Source organism: Shewanella sp. SR43-8, assembly GCF_014163775.1.
Classification (GTDB): Bacteria; Pseudomonadota; Gammaproteobacteria; order Enterobacterales; family Shewanellaceae; genus Shewanella; species Shewanella vesiculosa.
Map to the genome: position 1 here is coordinate 1 of NZ_JACJDX010000053.1, position 236 is coordinate 236.

Here is a 236-nt window from a genome sequence, read left to right on the forward strand (position 1 = left end):
TTTTCAAAATACGTAAAGTTGTAGCTGGTTTCGCCCACGGGTGGGGTGAACTCAGGCGTTTCATTGACATCAAGCTCAGTGAGGGTGACGTTAATGTTGGTGGTGTTGACACCATCTGAGGCGCCGACGACTAAATTGTGCACGTTCGCCAGGGCTTCAAAGTCATTGGCGACGGCGGCCACGCCCGCTGGGGTCAAGCTGATGACACCGGTCACGGGATCAATCTCAAACCAAGC

At 53.8% G+C, this 236-nt stretch carries 1 protein-coding gene; it reads right to left on the reverse strand.

Translation table 11 applies throughout. The features are described 5' to 3' along the window. Window positions 1–236: cadherin repeat domain-containing protein (locus H5114_RS20320; RefSeq protein ID WP_182723894.1), on the reverse strand; the 236-nt coding region annotated here is incomplete at both ends.